Raw genomic sequence first — 17,780 nt, 5'->3', positions numbered from 1 at the left:
CCGCCCCGGTTTCCCGGGACGGCCCAGACGGTCGGTTGCACTCGACCGTTAGCGGAGGATGGCGTTCAGGATCGCGCTGACAATCTGGGTCTTGGGGTCGACGCGATAGATGTAGTGCTGATCGTAGATATAGCGGCCATACGGGTCGAGGTCGTATTGGCGGCGCAGGTCGTACGGTATCTGGTTGTACGGCGTGTAGCCGTTGAAGCCGTAGGGCAGGCGCTGCCCCATGCTGTACAGCTTCTTGGCCTGGCCCGGCGGCAGGCAGCCGTTGTTCTTCTTCGCAAGGCCCGGCGGGCAGCCCGGCTGTCCAGCGAAGGAATGTCCGTTGTGATGACCCTTGCCATGGCCCGGGCCCGCGAGAGCCGGGGCGGCACTGACAAGCAGCGCGGCGCCGGCGATGAGAAGTGCCTGTTTCATGCCGGTCATCATGGGTGCGTAACGCTTAACGCGGGGTGAGTGCCGCATTCACAGCAAAAATCTCGTCGTTTCCGCGCCCCGGCCCGTCGCAGCGGTTGCCCCTGCTGGCGGGTGCGGCTAAGCGCAACGCCGCCCCCGGGCGCGCCTTCATTTCGCGCCCTTCCGCGGGACCGAAACGACTTAAAGACTCGACGAAAGGCTGGAATGCCCATGGCACGCAAGAAGATCGCGCTGATCGGCGCCGGGATGATCGGCGGCACGCTCGCGCACCTCGCGGCGAAAAAGGAAATGGGCGACATCGTCCTGTTCGACATCGCCGAGGGCATTCCGCAGGGCAAGGCGCTCGACCTTAGCCAGTGCGGCCCGATCGAGGGCTTCGACGCGAAAATAACCGGCACCAACGACTATGCCGATATTGCCGGCGCCGACGTGGTGATCGTCACCGCCGGTGTGCCGCGGAAACCCGGCATGAGCCGCGACGACCTGATCGGCATCAACCTTGGCGTGATGAAGCAGGTCGGCGAGGGCCTCAAGAAATACGCCCCCGACGCGTTCGTCATCTGCATCACCAACCCGCTCGACGCGATGGTGTGGGCGTTGCGCGAATTCTCCGGCCTGCCGCACAACAAGGTCGTCGGCATGGCCGGCGTGCTCGACAGCGCGCGCTTCGCCACCTTCCTGGCGTGGGAATTCGGCGTGTCGGTCAAGGACGTGAACGCCTTCGTGCTCGGCGGCCACGGCGACACGATGGTGCCGGTCACCAGCTACACCACCGTCAGCGGCATTCCGGTCGACGACCTCGTCGCGATGGGCAAGTCGACCAAGGCGCGCATCGACGAGATCGTCACGCGTACCCGCGGTGGCGGTGGCGAGATCGTTGGCCTGCTCAAGACCGGCAGCGCTTTCTACGCCCCGGCCACCAGCGCGATCGCGATGGCCGAGGCCTATTTGGGCGACCAGAAGCGGATCCTGCCATGCGCGGTCTATGTCGAGGGCAAGTACGGCCTCGACGGCCTTTACGTTGGCGTCCCGACCGTGATCGGCGCCAACGGCGTCGAGGAAGTGATCGAAATCGCACTCGACGACGAAGCCAAGCAGAATTTCCAGGTCAGCGTCGACGCAGTCAAGGAACTGCTCGTTGCCTGCAAGGCGATCGATGGGAGCCTCGGCCAGTGAGCATTCTCGTCAACAAGAACACCAAGGTCATCACCCAGGGGATGACCGGCGACACCGGCACCTTCCACACGCAGCAAGCGCTGGCCTATGGCACTCAGATGGTCGCGGGCGTCACGCCGGGGAAGGGTGGCACGACCCACATCGGCCTGCCGGTTTTCAACACCGTCCATGAAGCGGTCGAGAAGACCGGTGCCGACGCGTCGGTGATTTACGTGCCGCCGCCCTTCGCAGCGGACTCGATCCTGGAGGCGATCGACGCCGAGGTGCCGCTGATCGTCTGCATCACCGAAGGCATCCCGGTGCTCGACATGGTCAAGGTGAAGCGCGCGCTGTCGGGCAGCAAGTCGCGGCTGATCGGGCCGAATTGCCCGGGCGTGCTGACCCCCGACGAGTGCAAGATCGGCATCATGCCGGGCAACATCTTCAAGAAGGGCAGCGTCGGCGTCGTGTCGCGGTCGGGCACGCTGACCTATGAGGCGGTGTTCCAGACCACCAACGCGGGCCTTGGCCAGACCACGGCAGTCGGTATCGGCGGCGACCCGGTCAACGGCACCAACTTCATCGACGTGCTGGAACTGTTCCTGGCCGACGACGAGACCAAGTCGATTATCATGATCGGCGAGATCGGCGGCGACGCGGAAGAGCAGGCGGCCCAGTTCCTCAAGGACGAAGCCAGGCGCGACCGCCAGAAACCGATGGTCGGCTTCATCGCGGGACGCACGGCACCCCCGGGCCGCCGCATGGGCCACGCCGGCGCGATTGTGTCGGGCGGCAAGGGCGGCGCCGAAGACAAGATCGCCGCGATGGAAGAGGCTGGAATCCGCGTGTCGCCGAGCCCATCTGAGCTTGGCACCACCCTCACGGAGCTGCTGAAAGGCTGATCGTCCCGATGGACCCGATGGCAATCGATCGCGAAACCGGACCCAGTTGGGCGCGCCCCAACTGGCCGTTGGCCGACCTCGACCCGGTCAACGCCGGGCTCGACCCGACCGAAGCGACGATCGAGAAGGTCGCGGCGGCTGCCAAGCAGGTCGCGGCGACTGGCGGGACCATCGACGAAGCGGCGATCCACCGCGCCGCCCAGGACAGCATCCGGGCGATGATGTTGATCCGCACCTATCGCGTGCGCGGTCACCTCGCCGCCAAGCTCGATCCGCTCGGCCTTGCGCATCACGAACTGCCGGCCGACCTGACCCCGGCCTATCATGGCTTCACCGAGGGTGATCTCGACCGCAAGATCTGGTTGGGCGGCGCACTCGGCTTCGAAAAGGCGAGCGTCCGCGAGATCGTCGCCGTGCTCCAGGCGAATTACTGCGGCACCGTCGGCCTCGAATATATGCACATCAACGACCTGGAGGAGCGCCGCTTCCTTCAGGAACGGATGGAAGGCAAGGACGCCGAGATCGCCTTCACGCCCGAGGGCAAGCAGGCGATCCTCGAGAAGGTCATCCACGGCGAGCAGTGGGAGAAATTCCTTGCCCGCAAATATGTCGGCACCAAGCGCTTCGGTTTGGACGGCGGCGAAAGCGCCATCCCCGCGCTGGAATCGATCATCAAATACGGCGGCCAGCTCGGCGTCGTCGAGATCACCATCGGCATGGCCCACCGCGGCCGCCTGAACGTGCTGTCCAACGTCATGGGCAAGCCGTTTCGCGCGATCTTCAGCGAATTCGCCGGCGGCTCCGCCAACCCCGCCGATGTCGGCGGGTCGGGCGACGTCAAATATCACCTCGGCACCAGCAGCGACCGGGTGTTCGACGGCAACAAGGTTCACTTGAGCCTGGTGCCCAACCCGTCGCATCTGGAAGCGGTCGACCCGGTCGTCCTGGGCAAGACCCGCGCCGTGCAGACGGTGAAGGGCGACCGCGAGGGCGACACCGTGCTTCCCGTGCTGCTTCACGGCGACGCGGCCTTCGCGGGCCAGGGCATCGTCGCGGAATGCTTCGGCTTCTCCGGCCTTCCCGGCTACGGCACCGGTGGCACGATCCACTTCGTCATCAACAACCAGGTCGGCTTTACCACCAGCCCGCAGTTCGCGCGTTCGTCGCCCTATCCGTCGGACATCGCCAAGTCGGTCCAGGCGCCGATCCTTCACGTCAATGGCGACGATCCGGAAGCGGTCACTTTCTGCTGCAAGCTCGCCATCGAGTTCCGCCAGCGGTTCAACCGCGACATCGTCATCGACATGTGGTGCTACCGCCGCTTCGGCCACAACGAGGGTGACGAACCCAGCTTCACCCAGCCGCTGATGTATGCGGCGATCCGCAAGCACCCGCCGATCAGCCAGATCTACGGCCAGCGCCTCATTGCCGAGGGTGTCGTCGACCAGGCGTGGATCGACGCGAGGACGAAGGAATTCGTCACCCTGCTGGAAGGCGAGTTCGAAGCGGGCGCCACCTATCTGCCCAACAAGGCGGACTGGTTCGAGGGTCGCTGGACCGGCCTTGGCAAGCCGGGGGAGCCGGTGCTTGGCCGCCGCAACGTCGATACCTCGATCGACGACGACCAATATTCGCGGCTGACGTCGCTCCTGACGACCGTTCCCGACGGCCTGACCGTTCACAAGACGCTGGCCCGCATCCTCGACGCCAAGCGCACCGCGCTGGAAAAGGGAGAGGGGATCGACTGGGCGACTGGCGAGGCGCTGGCTTTCGGCAGCCTGGTCGAGGACGGCTACAGCGTCCGCCTGTCGGGGCAGGACTCGGGCCGCGGCACCTTCTCGCAGCGGCACGCGGCATGGGTCGACCAGACCAACGGTGACAAATACATCCCGCTTCGCACGATCAACGACGGCGAGATCCGCCCTCGCTTCGAGGTCCGCGACAGCCCGCTGAGCGAATTCGGCGTGCTCGGCTTCGAATATGGCTATTCGATTTCCGACCCGCGCACTTTGGTGCTTTGGGAAGGCCAGTTCGGCGATTTCGTCAACGGCGCGCAAACGATCATCGACCAGTTCATCGCCGCCGGTGAGGCGAAGTGGCTTCGCGCCAGCGGCCTCGTCATGTTGTTGCCGCACGGCTTTGAAGGGCAGGGGCCGGAACATAGCTCGGCGCGCCCGGAACGCTTCCTGCAGCTGTGCGCCGAGGACAATATCCAGGTCGCCAACTGCACCACGCCGGCCAATTACTTCCACATCCTGCGCCGGCAGATGCTTCGCGAATTCCGCAAGCCGCTGGTTATCATGACGCCCAAGTCGCTGCTGCGGCACAAGCTGGCGGTATCCAAGCGTTCGGACTTCGTCGGCGACGGCCACTTCTTCCGCATCATGTCCGACCTCAACCCGCCGGCCACCGGTGAGACTCGGCGCGCGGTGCTGTGCTCGGGCAAGCTTGGCTATGAACTGATCGAGGCCCGCGATGGCGCCGGCGACACGGCCACCGAAGTCATCCGCATCGAACAGCTTTATCCCTTCCCGTCCGAACCCCTGGTCAAGCGGCTTCAGGCGATGCCCGAGCTGGAAGAACTGGTTTGGGCACAGGAAGAACCGAAGAACGGCGGCGCCTGGACGTTCGTCGAGGAGCTTCTGGAATGCTGCTTGGCCGAAGCCGGCCACGGCGGCCTTCGCCCGCGCTATGCGGGCCGCGCCGCCTCGGCATCGCCCGCCACCGGCCTCGCCAAGCGCCACGCGGCGGAACAGGCCGCCTTGATTGCCGACGCGTTGGGCCATAGCAGCCAGCCCGCGCGTACCGCCAAAGCCAGCTAAGGAGTGCATGATGGCCACTGACGTGAAGGTCCCGACGCTTGGTGAATCGATCACCGAGGCGACCGTGGGCCAGTGGCTCAAGCAGCCCGGCGACGCGGTCCAGGCCGATGAGCCGATCGCCAGCCTGGAAACCGACAAGGTGTCGGTCGAAGTCAATTCGCCGGTCGCGGGGACCCTGTCCGAGCAGCTGGTCAAGGAAGGCGACACGGTCGCCGTCGGGGCGGTGATCGCCCGCGTCGGTGAAGGCGGTGCGGCCGCGCCGGCGCCTGCTGCCGCTGCCCCTGCTGCTGCACCGGCCGAGGCGACGGTGGCTGGAGCGCCGGTCAACCCGGCCGGAGCCGGCGAGAATGTGCGCCCGCGTGAAGAGGACGACCCCGCCCCGCAGACCGCGCCCACCGGCGACGCCGCGCTGACCTTGTCGCCGGCCGTTCGCCGCGCGGTGCTGGAACATCATGTCGATCCGTCAACGATCAAGGGCAGCGGCAAGGACGGCCGCCTGACCAAGGACGACGTCATCGCCGCCGCGCAGGCCAAGAAGACTGAATCGGCCCCGGCTGCGGCTGCCGCCGTGGCACCGGCCGCAACTGCCGCGCCTGCGCCGTCGGGCGAGCGCAAGGAAGAGCGCGTCAAGATGTCGCGCCTCCGCCAGACCATCGCCCAGCGCCTGAAGGACGCGCAGAACACGGCTGCGCTGCTGACGACATTCAACGACGTCGACATGACCGCCGTCATCGACGCCCGCGCCCGCTACAAGGACCTGTTCGAAAAGAAGCACGGCATCCGCCTCGGCTTCATGGGCTTCTTCGTGAAGGCGGTGGCGCTCGCCGCGCGCGACGTACCGTCGGTCAATGCCCGCATCGAAGGCGACGAAATCGTCTATTCCGACTATCTCGACGTGTCGGTCGCGGTATCGGCGCCCAAGGGCCTGGTCGTCCCGGTGATCCGCTCGGCCGACCGGATGAGCTTCGCCGAGATCGAGCAGGCGATCGCCGCCTACGGCAAGAAGGCCAAGGACGGCACGCTAAGCATGGATGAAATGAAGGGCGGCACCTTCACCATCTCCAACGGCGGCGTGTTCGGCTCGCTGCTGTCGACGCCGATCATCAACCCGCCGCAGTCGGCCGTGCTCGGCATGCACCGCATCGAGGATCGCCCGGTCGTCCGCGACGGCCAGGTCGTCGTCCGGCCGATGATGTATCTGGCGCTATCCTATGACCACCGCCTGATCGACGGCCGCGAGGCGGTCACCTTCCTCGTCCGCGTCAAGGAAGCGATCGAGGACCCGACGCGCCTGCTGATCGATCTTTAAGGACTGACCATGGCTGACTACGACTACGACGTTCTGGTGATTGGCGCGGGGCCGGGCGGTTATGTCGCCGCGATCCGCGCGGCGCAGCTCGGCCTCAAGACCGCCTGCGCTGAGAGCCGCGAAACGCTGGGCGGCACCTGCCTCAACGTCGGCTGCATCCCGTCGAAGGCGATGCTTCACGCGTCGGAATATTTCGACGCCGCCGCTAATGGCGCCATGGCCAAGATGGGCATCAAGGTCACGCCGGAACTCGACCTCGACACGATGCACGGCCAGCGCCGCGACGCGGTCAAGGGCCTGACCGGCGGCATCGAATTCCTGTTCAAGAAGAACAAGGTCACCTGGCTGAAGGGGCTTGCGACCTTCGAGGACGCGCATACCGTTTCGGTCGGCGGGCAGAAGGCGACGGCCAAGAACATCGTCATCGCCACCGGATCGTCGGTCACCCCGCTGCCGGGCGTGACGGTCGACCAGAAGGTCGTCGTCGATTCCACCGGCGCGCTCGAGCTTCCCAAGGTGCCGGAGCATATGGTCGTCATCGGCGGCGGCGTGATCGGGCTGGAATTGGGCAGCGTCTGGCGCCGGCTGGGCGCGCGGGTCACCTGCGTCGAATTCCTCGACCAGATCCTGCCCGGCATGGACGGCGAGGTTCGCAAGGAAGCCAACAAGATCTTCAAGAAGCAAGGCATCGAGTTCAAGCTTGGCACCAAGGTCACCGGCGTCGCCGTCAACGGCGACCAGGCGACGCTGACGCTGGAACCGGCCAAGGGCGGCGCGGCGGAAACGCTGGAGGCGGACTGTGTGCTGGTGTCGATCGGCCGGCGTCCGAACACCGATGGGCTCGGCCTCGACAAGATCGGCCTGCAGGTCAACCAGCGGGGCCAGATCGAAACCGACCATGATTTTCGAACGAAGGTCGACGGCGTTTGGGCGGTTGGCGACGTCATCCCCGGCCCGATGCTGGCCCATAAGGCCGAGGACGAGGGCATCGCGGTCGCCGAGAATATCGCTGGCCTCACCGGCATCGTGAATCACGACGTCATCCCGTCCGTCGTCTACACCTGGCCGGAAATCGCCGGCGTGGGCCTCACCGAGGAGGACGCCAAGGCGAAGTATGGCGAGGTCAAGGTGGGCAAGTTCCCGATGCTCGCCAACAGCCGGGCGAAGACCAACCATGAACCCGATGGTTTCGTGAAGATCGTCGCCGACGCCAGGTCGGACCGTGTGCTCGGCGTGTGGGCGATCGCTTCGGTTGCCGGCACGATGATCGCCCAGGCCGCCCAGGCGATGGAATTCGGTGCGACCAGCGAGGATATCGCCTACACCTGCCACGCTCACCCGACCCATTCGGAAGCGATCAAGGAAGCGGCGATGGCAGTGACGGGCAAGCCCATCCACATCTAGCGCTCCGGCGGCTGTCGCCCGCGCTTTCCGACCCCGATCCGGCCGGCCCAAGGCGCCGAAAATCCTGCGAACGAAGTCCGGCCCACTCCGGGCATTAACCTCGTTTCGAAAAGGAGATGACGGCGGATTAACTTGCCATTATGCCGTGACCGTCGTTCGGCGCGGAAATGACCAGATTTCCGGGGGACCGCCGATCGGCCTGTAAGGTGGGATTAGGGGAATACAGGTGGGAATCAGGACGGCGTTTCGTCGCTGGCACCGGCTTTTGGCCTGGGTGCTGGCGCTTCCGATGATGTTCTGGCTGGTCAGTGGCTTTGTCATGGCGGCTCGGCCGATCGCCGAGACTCGCGCCGACCACTTGCTGCGAAAGCCGGCGCCGATGCAGGTCGCTTCCCCGCTCGTCGTTCCGCGCCTCGACGGCCTAAAGTTCGAAAGCCTGACGCTGGAGCCTCGCGCCGCGGGCCTGCGCTGGGTGGCCAAGATTGCCGGCGTGAGCCAGCCGCGGATGGCCGATCCGGCAACCGGTGCCTGGCTGCCCGCGATCGGCGCTGCCGAGGCAACGCGCGAGGTTCTCGCCCGATACACCGGGACGGCCAGGATCGCGCGCGTCACCCGCATCCTGCCAGAGGAATATCACCTCGAGGTTCGCCGCAGTCTCGATGGCTGGCGCGTCGAGATGGATGACGCCACGCATTTCTATGTCGAGTCGGGATCCTCGGCGATCATCGCCCATCGCACGCGGCAGTGGCGCGTCCACGACTGGTTCTGGGGCCTTCATATCCTCGACCTGCAGGGCCGGAAGGACCCGCACAATCCGTGGGTCGTGATGTTCAGCGCCCTGTCAATCCTGATGCTGGTGGCGGGGGTCGCTATCCTCTTCACCGGCAAGCAGCCGGATCCCCAGCCCGAGCCCGTCAGCCCGCCAGCCAGGCCGCGACGCGCGCCCAGGCGGACGCCGTCGGCGGAGTCGTCCGGCCAAGGTTAGCCGGGGCGACCGCCGGGCATTCCAGGCAAGTCGCCTGGATCGCTGGTCCGTCGAGCACCGCCTCCAACCGTGCCATCGCCTCGGCAAGCAGGGTCTTGGGGGCGGGCGCCAGCGACGACCAGGCGTCGGGCGCCTCGCTATCGTCGCGCGGCTCGCCCTGGACCATGCCTAGCAGTTGGGAGGTCAGGGTCGGACCGGCTTCGAGCAGGGTCACGCCCCGTTCGTCGCCGAGCTTCGCCGCAGCGGCAGCGGCCTCGATGGCGTCATCGAGTCCGCCGAAGCGGTCGACCAGGCCGATCTGTCGCGCCGTGCCGCCGTCCCAGACGCGGCCCTGCGCGATGCGATCAATTTCGGCGGGCGATTTCTTCCGCGATTGGGCAACGATCGCCAGGAACCGGCGATAGGTCGACTCGACGCCCGTTTGCAGCAGCGCGTCGGCCACGGGCGACGGACCGGCCAGCAGGTCGGGTTCACCCGACAGCGGACTGGTCTTCACCCCGTCGGTCGTGATCCCGAGCTTCGCCAGGCTGCCCTCGAAGCTTGGCAGGATTCCGAAGACGCCGATCGACCCGGTGATGGTCGACGGCTCGGCGAAGATGACGTTGGCGGGCGTCGCCACCCAATAGCCGCCCGACGCGGCCACATTGCCCATCGACGCGACCACCGGGATCCCCTTGGCCTTCGCGGCGAGGATCGCCTGGCGGATGCGTTCCGATGCCGTCACCGACCCGCCGGGACTGTCGATGCGGACGATCAGGGCCTTGATCGCATCGTTCGCGACCGCCTTTTCGATGGCACGGGCGATCGTCTCGCCCGCCGCCGTGCCCGGACCGGCGGTGCCGTCGACGATCGTGCCAGCAACGGTCACCACGCCGATCGGTCCGCCCGGTGGAGCGGTGCGGTGGGCGTAGTCGCGGACGGCCACCCGCTTGAAGCCGCCGGGTAGCCGGCGATCGTCCCCGCCAAGTTCCGCCAGCCGCGCCTCGAACTGGTGCCGCTCGCCCAGCCGGTCGACCAGGCCGACCTGCATCGCCGCGCGCGCCAAGTCTCCTCCGGCGCCGGCGGCGACCGCGACCGGATTGGCGAGGTAACGGGTCAGCCCGGCGCTCGCCTTGGGTCGCGCTTTCGTGACGTCCTGACGCCACGTTTCGAGCAGCGCTCCGGCCAGCGCCTGTGCATTCTCTCGCGCTTCGGGGGACATGCCGGTGCGCTCGAACGGCTCGACCGCGGCCTTGTAGGTGCCGACGCGATAGATGTGCGCGGTCACCCCCAGCTTGTCGAACAGGCCCTTGAAATAGAGGTTGGTGCCGCCCGGGCCGGCCACCGCCACCGCACCCATCGGGCTCAGCCACACTTCGGACGAATGCGCGGCTAACTGGTACCGGTCGTCGGTGTAGGCGGTAGCGAAGGTCACTACCGGCTTACCCGACCGGCGCACCCGGTCCATCGCCTCGCCCAGCGTCGCGATCGCCGTCTGGCCGCCGCCGAGGAAACCGTCGAGGTCGAACGCCACCGCCTTGATGCGGGGGTCGCCCCGCGCCGCATCGAGCGACTGCACAATCTCCGACAGGCGGTGCTCGCGGATGCGGCTGGCCGATCCGGACAGGATCTCGGCGGTGCTTGGCAGTGACGGTTGCTCGACCAGGCTGCCGTCCAGGTCGACCAGCAGGATGCCCTCGCCGAGGGGCTTCGGCGACGACTTCAGGCCCGCGTAGAGCAGGCTGAAGAACAGCAGCATGAAGATCAGGACCATCAAATCCTTGATGCCGACCAGCAATTTCCAGACGCCGCGAACGAACTTCATCGCATTTCCTTGCAAGGCTTTCCGACCGGCTAGCGCAGGCGGTGCCGGACGGCCATCGCTTTTCGACCGGCGGCGCTGGACGCGGGCAGGCGCCTTCCCTAGGCGGACGCCATGGAGCAGCCCGCCGATATTTCCTCGACCCGATCGGCCTGGCGCGATGAACTCGCCGCCACGGTCAAGCTCGCGTGGCCGCTCATCCTGTCCAACCTGACGATGGCGCTGATCCAGGCGACTGACGTCGTGCTGATGGGCTGGCTGGGCCCTGACCAGCTGGCCGCGGCGGCGCTCGGCCTCAACCTGACCTTTGCCATGGCGCTCGTCGCACTCGGCATCCTCACCGCTACGGCGCCGATGATGGCGACCGCGCTGGGCCAACGGTCCAACGCCGTCCGCGATGTCCGCCGCACATTCCGCCAGGGGTTGTGGCTGACCGCGATGATGATCGTGCCGATGTGGCTGATCCTGTGGAATGCGGAGCCGGTCATCCTGGCGCTGGGCCAGCAGCCGGACCTTGCCGCGCAGGCCGCGTTGTTCCTGCGCGGCTACATGTGGTCGCTTGGCGGCTGGCTGTTTTTCCAGGTGATGCGCAATTTCCTGTCGGCGATGGAACGGCCGGGCTGGATCCTCGCCATCAGCATCGCCGGGATCGTCCTCAACGCGCTGCTCAGTTGGTCGCTTATCTTCGGACATTTCGGCCTGCCGCGCCTTGGCATCTTCGGCGGCGGGCTTGGCAGCAGCATCGTCTGGACCGCCCTCGCGTTCGGCCTTGCCGTCGTGATCGTCCGCGATCGCCAGTTTCGCCGCTTCCGCCTGTTCGGACGATGGTGGCGTCCGGACTGGCCCCGGTTCCGCCGCCTGTTGAAGCTCGGCTTCCCTATCGGAATGACGATGGGTCTCGAAGGCGGGGTGTTCAGTGCCGCAGCCTATTTGATGGGGCTGATCGATGCCGCGTCGGTTGCCGCCCACGCCATCGCGCTGCAGATCGCGGCGACGTCGTTCATGGTGCCGCTGGGGTTTGGCCAGGCAGCGACGGTCCGTGTCGGCCTGGCGCTCGGCAGGGGCGACCGGCCGGGCATCACTCGCGCCGGCTGGACCGCCTTCGCGCTGGGGGTCGGCTTTATGGCACTGACCGGCCTCGCGATGATCGCCGCGCCCGAGGCGATGGTCGGCCTGTTCCTCGATCGTGGGCCGGCCAACGACCATGTCGTCGCGCTGGCGGTGAGCTTCCTGTTCGTCGCGGCCATCTTCCAGGTCGCCGACGGCGCGCAGGTGATCGGCGCGGGCATGCTTCGCGGGCTCCACGATACCCGCGTCCCGGCGATCTTCGCGCTGTTCGGCTATTGGGTGATCGGGCTCGGCGTCGGCGTTTTGCTCGCATTCGTCATGGGCTGGCAGGGGGTCGGCATCTGGTCGGGTCTTGCCGCCGGCCTCGCGGCGGTTGCGCTGTTGATGCTGCTGCGCTGGAACCGGCGGGATTCACTCGGGCTTGCCGGGCGAGTGACACCGGTCGTCTGACGGTCATCGAAACGACCGAAGAATCCTCTCGTCCGGCCATTGACGGGTAGGAAAGCCCGACCCATATGCGCCGCATCGCTGGCACTCGGATTGCCTGAGTGCCAGCCGAAACGCGATTCAACATAAGGGACAAACCACCATGGGTTTCAGGCCGCTTCATGATCGAGTCCTCGTCCGCCGTGTCGAGGCCGAGGAAAAGACCGCCGGCGGGATCATCATCCCGGATTCGGCCAAGGAAAAGCCGCAGGAAGGCGAAGTCGTCTCGGTCGGCACCGGGGCCCGCAACGAGCAGGGCCAGGTCCATCCGCTGGAGGTCAAGGCCGGCGACCGCATCCTGTTCGGCAAGTGGTCGGGCACCGAGGTCAAGGTCGACGGCGAAGACCTCATCATCATGAAGGAAAGCGACATCCTCGGGATTGTCGGCTGACCTCCATTTTTCAGCGGCACATGCCGCGAACTTTGCGAACTTCCAGACTTTGAAAGGGTAGCCCCATGGCAGCCAAGGACGTGAAATTCAGCCGTGATGCACGTGAACGCATCCTCAAGGGCGTCGACATCCTCGCCGATGCCGTCAAGGTGACGCTCGGCCCGAAGGGCCGCAACGTCGTTATCGACAAGAGCTTCGGTGCCCGCGCATTACCAAGGACGGCGTCACCGTCGCCAAGGAAATCGAGCTCAAGGACAAGTTCGAGAACATGGGCGCGCAGATGGTGCGCGAAGTCGCCTCCAAGACCAACGACATCGCCGGCGACGGCACGACCACCGCGACCGTCCTGGCGCAGGCGATCGTCCGTGAAGGCATGAAGTCGGTTGCGGCTGGCATGAACCCGATGGACCTGAAGCGCGGCATCGACCTCGCCGTCGGCAAGGTCGTCGAAGACCTCAAGGGACGTTCGAAGCCGGTCGCCGGTTCGTCGGAAATCGCCCAGGTCGGCATCATTTCGGCGAACGGTGACACCGAAGTCGGCGAAAAGATCGCGGAAGCGATGGAAAAGGTCGGCAAGGAAGGCGTCATCACCGTCGAGGAAGCCAAGGGCCTCGAGTTCGAACTCGACGTCGTCGAAGGCATGCAGTTCGACCGCGGCTACCTGTCGCCTTACTTCATTACCAACCCGGAAAAGATGCAGGTCGAACTCAACGACCCGTACATCCTGATCCACGAAAAGAAGCTGTCGAACCTGCAGGCGATGCTCCCCATCCTGGAAGCCGTCGTCCAGTCGGGCCGTCCGCTGCTGATCATCGCCGAGGACATCGAGGGCGAAGCGCTGGCGACCCTGGTCGTCAACAAGCTGCGCGGCGGCCTGAAGGTCGCGGCGGTCAAGGCACCTGGATTCGGCGATCGGCGCAAGGCGATGCTGGAAGACATCGCGATCCTCACCGCCGGTGAAATGATCAGCGAAGACCTCGGCATCAAGCTGGAAAACGTCACCGTCGGCATGCTCGGCACCGCCAAGCGCGTCACCATCGACAAGGACAACACGACCATCGTCGATGGCGCCGGCACGCGTGAGACGATCGAGGCCCGCACGGGCGCGATCCGCCAGCAGATCGAAAACACGACTAGCGACTACGACCGTGAGAAGCTGCAGGAACGTCTTGCCAAGCTCGCCGGCGGCGTGGCCGTGATCAAGGTCGGCGGCGCCACCGAGGTCGAGGTGAAGGAACGCAAGGACCGCGTCGACGACGCGCTCCACGCGACCCGCGCCGCGGTCGAGGAAGGCATCGTTCCGGGCGGCGGTACCGCGCTGCTCTACGCCACCAAGGCTCTCGACGGCCTGAAGGGCGCGAACGACGACCAGACCCGCGGTGTCGATATCATCCGCAAGGCGATCGAAGCCCCGCTTCGCCAGATCGCCAGCAACGCGGGTGTCGACGGCGCCGTCGTCGCCGGCAACCTGCTGCGTGAAGGCGACCAGACCCAGGGCTTCAACGCCGCGACCGATACCTATGAAAACCTGGTGTCGGCCGGCGTGATCGACCCGACCAAGGTCGTCCGCACGGCGCTCCAGGACGCGGCCTCGGTCGCCGGCCTCCTCATCACCACGGAGGCGACCATCGCCGACGTGGCCGAGGACAAGCCGGCGATGCCGATGGGCGGCGGCATGGGCGGCATGGGCGGAATGGACTTCTGACCTGAAGCGGCCGGGGCTAGCAGCCGCTAGTCCCGGACTCGCTGAAGGCCGGCCGACCGGCGCGCAGCGACCGGATCGACGTCACGGATTCACTCCGTGACGTCCTACCTAGCCAAACGAAGAAGGGGCCGGTGGACATCCACCGGCCCCATTCTTTTGTCCGGCGATCAACCAAATGATAATCGCATTGCGCTAGGCTGGCGCGCGACAAGGGAAGGGTAAGCGTTGGATTCGTTGTTCGCTTTGGTCTTGGGCGGGTTGTGGCTGTGGGTCGTCTACAGCGGCCTGCGCCACGTCACGCGCAAGATGGGCGGGCTGTTCATCGGGCGCAGCCGCGAAAGCCGCGACACCTGGACCGACGAGGAATTTCGCAAATACAACGTGCTCGGCGGCGAAAAGCAGCCGGAGCCAGACAGCATCGACTCCCTCACCGAGGACATGGAAGAAAGCCTCACCGCGCAAGAGTTGCTGGCCGACAATCTGCGGGGGACGATTGACCGCGAACGCGAGGCGCTGGCCAGGCTGGAAAAATGTGCCGCAGAATGGGCCGACCGCGCCGCGCTGGCCTTGTCGAAGGAACGTCAGGACCTCGCCCGCGCCGCGATCGTCGAACGGCTGGAAACAAAGGATCACATCGTCGCGCTCCAGCAGCAGCTCGGTACCGACCGTGCGCTCCTCGCCGGTTATGAAGCGGACATCGAGAAGCTTCACCAGAAACTGGCTGAAGCCTACCGCCGACAGCAGCGCGCCTACGCCCGCATCGAGCGGGCAGGACAGGCTGAACGGACCAACCGACTGCTGGGAGAGGAAAAGGGCGGGCAGTTCTCGCACGAGTTGGCGCGGCTGGAGCGGATCGCCGACGAAGCCGAGGGTCGGGCGGAAGCCCATGCATTGGGCGACCGCCGATCGTTGGCCGATCCATTCGCTGCGCTCGAGGCGGGCGACCGTATCGACCGCGAACTGGCGCGGCTCTCCCAGGCCCACGCGATTGGCGACGCCGCGCAGGAACAGCGCCGCGCCGGATAGTGAATTCCCTTGCCGATTTCCGATGGCAATTTACATTAAGTCGCTGCTAACCATTCTCTGGGAAATCGTTTGCTAACGGTTCGGGGTGGGGATGGACCAGTCGATCATGATCATCGCAGGCGGTCTCGCGGTGGTGATGGTGCTGGCCGTCATGCTTCTGCGTCATCGTTCGCAGCCGGTCCCCGATCCGACGATCGACCTGGGTCGCCGCCGCGGCGTTGGAGACGGGTTGGTGACCCAGCCGCCATTGCCATCGGTCGACGTCCTGCCGCCGCGTCCGCGGCCCGCGCTCGGCTTGACCCCCTGGGACGGCAGATCGGACGGCGAGCCCTCGGACGAGGCGGAAGGAAGTGACGGCGCCGACGAAGAAGCCTTCGATCGCCCGACAATCCTGATGGAAGCCGACGAACGGGCGATCGACGATGACCAGGAGTCGGCGGTCGGCTTCGACGAAGGAATGACGCTCGGCGCCGATTTCGTCATCCCACGCGGCGTCGGCGAACTGCCGCCCGAGGAATTGGACGGCGCCCCCGCGGAACCGGTCGAGGATCATGCGCCGCTGGTCCTGATGACCAAGAAGAAGCGCTCGCCAGGTGCGCCGCCGCCGTACCTTCAGGCGGCGCATGTCCCGAGGGAGGTGGAGGAAAACGTGAGCGTCGTCCTCCGCCGCCAGGTCCCGCTGGCCGCCGGTCCGGCGCGCTCCTGGCTTGGCGGACTGCCGCGCCTGCCCGACAGCGTCGAATGGCCTCGCACCGTCGCACCGGATCGCGCGGACGAGGGGGATCGACCGCTCCACTTCGTCGCCCAAATTTCGTGTGAGGACCTGCCGCCAGACCTGTGGGGCGGGCTCGGCCCGCGCGTCGGCTGGCTGCTGTTCTTCCTCGATCCGCTCGATCCGGAAGGGGACGACCCGCGCCTGGTTCGGGTCGTCCATGTCGAGGAATGGGGCGCGGAACGCGAACCGCCGGTCGACCTGCCGCCCGTGGATGAAGAAACAGGACCGGGCCCCGACTATCGCCATTGCCGGACCGTTCGCGACATCCCGACGCGCTGGCGCAGGTGGCCGGTCGACCTCGTCGCCGTTCCCAACCAACTTTACGACGAAGGCAATCGCATCTTCGTCACACCGCCAGACTTCGCCGCCCAGCTTTACGCAGGCGCACCCGTCGATCCCGCACCGGCGGAAGCGGAAGCCGACGCGCCGCTCAGCTGGCGCGGGGCGCTGTACATTATCGATTCCGTGCTGCGCGAACTCGATGAGGGGATCATCGGCCGTCCGCCGTCGCCCGCGCAGCGGGAAGTGCTGCTACGCGAGAATTACGTCGCCTCGATCATTCCCGAGCTTCGGGCGCAAGAGGAAGCGTGGATGTCGGTGGGACGGGGTGCGATTGTCGCCAAGCCCGAGCCGCTGACCCTTCGCGAACGCGAATTGCAGGCGCGAATGCAATCGATCTCGGAGGATCGCCAGCGCGAACTCGAGAAGGTCGCCGCCTTTATCGTGCAGAACCCGAACGGCGAGGCGATCATTGCCCGCTGCGAGCACGACCGGAAGGCTGAAGCCGACTGGCGCGCCGGCGCGATCGCCGGGCTGGAGGCGGTTCGCGACCAGATCATTGCCCAGCCGCTCGACACGCCGCTGCTTCCGGAGGACTGGGAGGCGCTTCGAATGCACCTCGACGGGCAACGTTTCGCCGGGTGGTCGATCGAGTGGACCAGCCGCAACACCGAGTTTCCGGTTTCACTCGTGCAGCGGACGGTGTCGCTGCTCGATCTGGCGGAGGCTGGGCGCAATGCGGGCGTGGTCGAGCTTGCGGCTGACTATCAGGCCGACCCGGCGTTGGCCGCGCTGGTTCCCGAGGGCATCCGGTCACGGCTCGAGCCGCATTGGCGCGCGCTGACCGATAACCGGCCGCACCGCATGGGCGGCTATCACGACGGGCTTCAGACCGATCCGGAAGAAGGGCCGCAAGCGATGTTGCTGCTGCTCCAGCTGGCGTCTGACGATGGGATGCACTGGATGTGGGGCGACGGCGGCGCCTATTTCATCACCATCTCCCCGCGCGACCTTGCGCAAGGGCGCTTCGATCAGGCGGAAATTCGACTGGAACTGCCCTAGCCCGCATTGCCCTCAGTCATGGGCGACGGCTCGACCTCGTTGAGCATCCGATCGGTCGCATCAAGCCGGGCATTCTCTTCCGCGGTCGGCGCAGGCGGCCGATCGTCTCCACATGACGAAAGCACGAGGGCGGCGAGGAGGATGAGGCGGGTCATCGCGGATCAGCGTTGCATCAAAAAAGGCCGCCCGC

13 protein-coding genes and 1 pseudogene are annotated in these 17,780 nt (G+C 66.3%); 11 read left to right on the top strand and 3 right to left on the bottom strand.

Annotated elements, in window-relative coordinates:
* Nucleotides 1-48: 48 nt before the first annotated feature.
* Nucleotides 49-420, bottom strand: a complete 372-nt coding sequence (locus tag H9L12_RS08785; protein WP_187543309.1) for a hypothetical protein — start codon at nucleotides 418-420, stop codon at nucleotides 49-51.
* A 210-nt stretch (nucleotides 421-630) separates the two neighbouring features.
* Here H9L12_RS08785 and mdh point away from each other — a divergent pair, with 210 nt between their 5' ends.
* From mdh to H9L12_RS08755, 6 genes are all read left to right on the top strand, one after another.
* Nucleotides 631-1,596, top strand: coding sequence for a malate dehydrogenase (mdh, locus tag H9L12_RS08780; protein ID WP_187541422.1), 966 nt, complete (start codon nucleotides 631-633; stop codon nucleotides 1,594-1,596).
* Nucleotides 1,593-2,477: a succinate--CoA ligase subunit alpha gene (gene sucD / locus H9L12_RS08775; RefSeq protein ID WP_187541421.1), complete on the top strand. Its 885-nt coding sequence runs from the start codon at nucleotides 1,593-1,595 to the stop codon at nucleotides 2,475-2,477. The genes mdh and sucD overlap by 4 nt, the downstream gene beginning before the upstream one ends.
* A gap of 17 nt (nucleotides 2,478-2,494) precedes the next feature.
* Nucleotides 2,495-5,299, top strand: coding sequence for a 2-oxoglutarate dehydrogenase E1 component (locus H9L12_RS08770; protein WP_187541420.1), 2,805 nt, complete (start codon nucleotides 2,495-2,497; stop codon nucleotides 5,297-5,299).
* Between the two features lie 10 nt (nucleotides 5,300-5,309).
* On the top strand, nucleotides 5,310-6,608 hold the full coding sequence (gene odhB / locus H9L12_RS08765) for a 2-oxoglutarate dehydrogenase complex dihydrolipoyllysine-residue succinyltransferase (RefSeq protein ID WP_187541419.1): 1,299 nt from the start codon (nucleotides 5,310-5,312) through the stop codon (nucleotides 6,606-6,608).
* 9 nt (nucleotides 6,609-6,617) lie between these two features.
* Complete coding sequence (lpdA, locus tag H9L12_RS08760; protein WP_187541418.1) at nucleotides 6,618-8,012, top strand: dihydrolipoyl dehydrogenase; 1,395 nt, start codon at nucleotides 6,618-6,620, stop codon at nucleotides 8,010-8,012.
* 226 nt (nucleotides 8,013-8,238) lie between these two features.
* Nucleotides 8,239-8,997: a PepSY domain-containing protein gene (locus tag H9L12_RS08755; RefSeq protein ID WP_187541417.1), complete on the top strand. Its 759-nt coding sequence runs from the start codon at nucleotides 8,239-8,241 to the stop codon at nucleotides 8,995-8,997.
* On the opposite strand, the gene sppA is transcribed toward H9L12_RS08755, so the two are convergent.
* Nucleotides 8,927-10,801, bottom strand: a complete 1,875-nt coding sequence (gene sppA, locus H9L12_RS08750; RefSeq protein ID WP_187541416.1) for a signal peptide peptidase SppA — start codon at nucleotides 10,799-10,801, stop codon at nucleotides 8,927-8,929. The genes H9L12_RS08755 and sppA overlap by 71 nt on opposite strands.
* A 111-nt stretch (nucleotides 10,802-10,912) precedes the next feature.
* Here sppA and H9L12_RS08745 point away from each other — a divergent pair, with 111 nt between their 5' ends.
* The 5 genes and pseudogenes from H9L12_RS08745 (at nucleotide 10,913) to H9L12_RS08725 (ending at nucleotide 17,590) form a co-directional block, all read left to right on the top strand.
* A complete protein-coding gene (locus H9L12_RS08745; protein ID WP_187541415.1) occupies nucleotides 10,913-12,316 on the top strand; it encodes an MATE family efflux transporter in 1,404 nt (467 codons plus the stop codon).
* A gap of 139 nt (nucleotides 12,317-12,455) precedes the next feature.
* Complete coding sequence (gene groES, locus H9L12_RS08740) at nucleotides 12,456-12,743, top strand: co-chaperone GroES (protein ID WP_187541414.1); 288 nt, start codon at nucleotides 12,456-12,458, stop codon at nucleotides 12,741-12,743.
* 65 nt (nucleotides 12,744-12,808) lie between these two features.
* Nucleotides 12,809-14,448 (top strand): annotated as a pseudogene (gene groL, locus H9L12_RS08735) (chaperonin GroEL).
* A gap of 234 nt (nucleotides 14,449-14,682) precedes the next feature.
* On the top strand, nucleotides 14,683-15,474 hold the full coding sequence (locus H9L12_RS08730) for a PspA/IM30 family protein (protein WP_187541413.1): 792 nt from the start codon (nucleotides 14,683-14,685) through the stop codon (nucleotides 15,472-15,474).
* A 91-nt stretch (nucleotides 15,475-15,565) separates the two neighbouring features.
* Complete coding sequence (locus tag H9L12_RS08725) at nucleotides 15,566-17,590, top strand: DUF1963 domain-containing protein (RefSeq protein WP_187541412.1); 2,025 nt, start codon at nucleotides 15,566-15,568, stop codon at nucleotides 17,588-17,590.
* Here H9L12_RS08725 and H9L12_RS08720 read toward each other — a convergent pair.
* On the bottom strand, nucleotides 17,587-17,745 hold the full coding sequence (locus tag H9L12_RS08720; protein WP_187541411.1) for a hypothetical protein: 159 nt from the start codon (nucleotides 17,743-17,745) through the stop codon (nucleotides 17,587-17,589). The two genes, H9L12_RS08725 and H9L12_RS08720, sit on opposite strands and share 4 nt — an antisense overlap.
* Nucleotides 17,746-17,780 lie beyond the last annotated feature (35 nt).

The organism is Sphingomonas rhizophila, from assembly GCF_014396585.1.
In the GTDB taxonomy this organism is placed as follows: Bacteria; Pseudomonadota; Alphaproteobacteria; order Sphingomonadales; family Sphingomonadaceae; genus Sphingomicrobium; species Sphingomicrobium rhizophilum.
Note: the sequence above shows the minus strand (reverse complement) of the source record. Positions and strands in the feature narration are given on the sequence as shown.

What these genes read in the sequence shown, in the direction of transcription:
- H9L12_RS08785 (WP_187543309.1), bottom strand. Translation starts at nt 420, where the DNA reads ATGAAACAGGCACTTCTCATCGCCGGCGCCGCGCTGCTTGTCAGTGCC.
- mdh (WP_187541422.1), top strand. Translation starts at nt 631, where the DNA reads ATGGCACGCAAGAAGATCGCGCTGATCGGCGCCGGGATGATCGGCGGC.
- H9L12_RS08770 (WP_187541420.1), top strand. Translation starts at nt 2,495, where the DNA reads ATGGCAATCGATCGCGAAACCGGACCCAGTTGGGCGCGCCCCAACTGG.
- odhB (WP_187541419.1), top strand. Translation starts at nt 5,310, where the DNA reads ATGGCCACTGACGTGAAGGTCCCGACGCTTGGTGAATCGATCACCGAG.
- lpdA (WP_187541418.1), top strand. Translation starts at nt 6,618, where the DNA reads ATGGCTGACTACGACTACGACGTTCTGGTGATTGGCGCGGGGCCGGGC.
- sppA (WP_187541416.1), bottom strand. Translation starts at nt 10,801, where the DNA reads ATGAAGTTCGTTCGCGGCGTCTGGAAATTGCTGGTCGGCATCAAGGAT.
- H9L12_RS08745 (WP_187541415.1), top strand. Translation starts at nt 10,913, where the DNA reads ATGGAGCAGCCCGCCGATATTTCCTCGACCCGATCGGCCTGGCGCGAT.
- groES (WP_187541414.1), top strand. Translation starts at nt 12,456, where the DNA reads ATGGGTTTCAGGCCGCTTCATGATCGAGTCCTCGTCCGCCGTGTCGAG.
- H9L12_RS08725 (WP_187541412.1), top strand. Translation starts at nt 15,566, where the DNA reads ATGGACCAGTCGATCATGATCATCGCAGGCGGTCTCGCGGTGGTGATG.
- H9L12_RS08720 (WP_187541411.1), bottom strand. Translation starts at nt 17,745, where the DNA reads ATGACCCGCCTCATCCTCCTCGCCGCCCTCGTGCTTTCGTCATGTGGA.